Annotated in this window: 3 protein-coding genes; 2 read left to right on the top strand and 1 reads right to left on the bottom strand. The window is 58.4% G+C overall.

Translation table 11 applies throughout. The annotated features are described in order from the left end of the window. Positions 1–238 precede the first annotated feature (238 nt). Both VGM51_14180 and VGM51_14175 read left to right on the top strand, forming a co-directional pair. Positions 239–472 (top strand): hypothetical protein, encoded by a 234-nt coding sequence (locus VGM51_14180; GenBank protein HEY3414184.1) that lies wholly within the window; start codon positions 239–241, stop codon positions 470–472. Positions 473–888: 416 nt separating this feature from the next. Beyond that, a complete protein-coding gene (locus VGM51_14175; protein ID HEY3414183.1) occupies positions 889–1,230 on the top strand; it encodes a helix-turn-helix transcriptional regulator in 342 nt (113 codons plus the stop codon). Here the strand turns inward: VGM51_14175 and VGM51_14170 are convergent. Continuing rightward, positions 1,227–1,757 carry a hypothetical protein gene (locus tag VGM51_14170; GenBank protein ID HEY3414182.1) on the bottom strand — a complete coding sequence of 177 codons (531 nt, stop codon included), beginning with the start codon at positions 1,755–1,757 and terminating at the stop codon, positions 1,227–1,229. The two genes, VGM51_14175 and VGM51_14170, sit on opposite strands and share 4 nt — an antisense overlap. Between the last annotated feature and the right edge of the window lie 90 nt (positions 1,758–1,847).

The raw sequence follows: 1,847 nt of genomic DNA, 5'->3' as shown, positions 1-1,847 counted from the left end.
GGCCATCTGGCCATCTGGCACTGGGGAGACGTTTTTGCCGATCCAACCGGCGATTTTTTTTTACCGAGCCCGCGAAACAGACGGAACGAAACACAGAGTGCGGCTGCGCGGACCTAGCCAAGCTACCTATCCACGTGCACTTATAGAGTTCACATCGTTTACAAACGGAGCCCCAACAAAGTATAGGTAGTGGCGGGGCGCATGGATTGACCTCAGGGTTCTCGTGACGCCCAGCCAATTGAAAAAGTTTGTCACCGGCAAGGGCAATGTGGATAAGAACGTCGTCATGAAGGCAGTCTATAAGCGCTTCCAGATTGACACCGACGACGACAACACGGCCGATGCCGTGGTGCTCGGTCACATCGGCCTGGCCTTGATCAAGGAGTACGTTCCGACGACGACGGAACAGTGGGGCATCCTCAGCGATCTTCGGAAACGGCACGCGGTTCTCGTGCCTGCTGTAGCAGCGTAGAACCATCTGAAGTGCGGCAGTCCCGAGTGGGGGCACAAACGGACTGCCAAATGGCTAACGCCCATCTTCCCAGACATCACTACGCCGCCAAGTGGGTGGCCGATAAAGAACTCAAGACGCCGGAGGAGATCACCTTTGGGCTCCGTTTGGTCTCACTGCCCAACGGCGCCGACAAAGAAGCGATCCGGTTGGAAGTTTTGCCGGATGCCCGGCGTGGGCGTGACGCCGATAGGCAGGCCCGGGCAGGAGAGAAGTTCGTGCTTGGGTCTAGGCCCAATCGGCGCCTCCGAGAATCATTTGCAGGATCCTGCTCGCTGAAGGCGGACGTGCGCGGTCTTGTCCCCGCCTGAGGCGCCCGCCCACACGTAGGCCGCCCGGCTTGCCGGTCACGCCGCCTCTCTTACGAGCGGCCCTCTTTGTATTTCATCCCGCCGGCCTCGGCTGGCAAAACCAACACTATGATCAACAATCAACATCAACTAACTCCGCTCCCGCTGCGTGCCTTGATCCGGCAGCGGCGTGAGCAACTAAACATCAGCCAAGCCCAAGTCGCTGAAGCATTCCGTCTCACGCCGGAAGCTGTCGGTCATTGGGAGCGCGGCACTCGCCGCGTGGAACTCGGCAAGCTCCCCCGCCTGGCAGTCATCCTGCAGTTGGACGGGCCTTCTTTCTGTTACCTCGCCTTGTGCGAGTACTTTCCGGTCTTGGCCGCCTGCCTGTTTGCCGGACAGAGCGACCATACCGATAAAGTCAGTTAGCCCAGTAAAGGGCGCCGGTTCTCTTGAACGGCGCCCTCACTGGCTGCCTGAAACGCTTCGTAGTCATTCGCGGCTGCCTGGCTGAGGTGAAACAGTTTGGTGAGGAGATCTTCGGTGCCGGAGAACTCGATGTGCAGATTGCCGGGCTCTAGCAGCACGCCATCGCTCAGTCTCTTCACGCGGGCCGGCAGTGCATCGCGGCCAACTTGAATCACGACACTCTTTGCTTTGTGCCAGCGACGGATCTGTTCCAGATGTTCCGAGAGCCGCTGGCGGCGCCGGGACTCTGCAGAGAAATCAGTCCCGCCTTCAATCCTCTTCAACTCTTCTATCAGTTTTAGACGCTCGATCAGGAAGGACTGCCCGGTCTGGAAACCGCCGAAGCAGTGAAGCAGTTCAATGGCCCGGCGGCGGCGAAGACCAAACAAACTCTCTACCATGGCCCGATCGATGACCGGGAAGTTCGAGGACTCAAGCAGCGCTCGGATCTCCGGAATATGCATCAACCATTGAGGTTTGGCCGGCAACAGCAGTTTCCCCCTGCTTCTCTATGTTGGCGCACAGCTGTGTCCAAACGAGCAAAAATCGCTAACGATAATGGGTGTTATCAACCACGA

The sequence above is a fragment of the Armatimonadota bacterium genome (genome assembly GCA_036504095.1).
Lineage (GTDB): Bacteria > Armatimonadota > DTGP01 > JAKQQT01 > JAKQQT01 > DASXUL01.
This window is presented reverse-complemented; position numbering and strand designations above follow the sequence as displayed.